Consider the following 262-nt stretch of genomic DNA (forward strand, 5'->3'; position numbering starts at 1 on the left):
CACAATTAAGTGGTTTAAATTGAGTATGGTGGAGAGGGAGGGATTCGAACCCTCGATAGAGCTACAAACTCTATACTCCCTTAGCAGGGGAGCTCCTTCGGCCACTCGGACACCTCTCCAACGCATAACCGTTTGTATTGATGGAGATAAAAAAGCCACCAATTAAAATATGGTGGAGAGATAGGGATTTGAACCCTAGATGGGCTATAAACCCATGCCGGTTTTCAAGACCGGTGCATTCGACCACTCTGCCATCTCTCCG

General features: G+C 47.3%; 2 tRNA genes. Both read right to left on the reverse strand.

The window, feature by feature from the left end:
* Positions 1-26: 26 nt before the first annotated feature.
* A tRNA-Ser gene (locus CWB66_RS20405) sits at positions 27-119 on the reverse strand.
* A 51-nt stretch (positions 120-170) separates the two neighbouring features.
* Positions 171-261, reverse strand: a tRNA-Ser gene (locus tag CWB66_RS20410).
* Position 262: the final 1 nt, after the last annotated feature.

Origin of the sequence: Pseudoalteromonas sp. S558, assembly GCF_005886635.1 — a bacterium.
Lineage (GTDB): Bacteria > Pseudomonadota > Gammaproteobacteria > Enterobacterales > Alteromonadaceae > Pseudoalteromonas > Pseudoalteromonas aliena.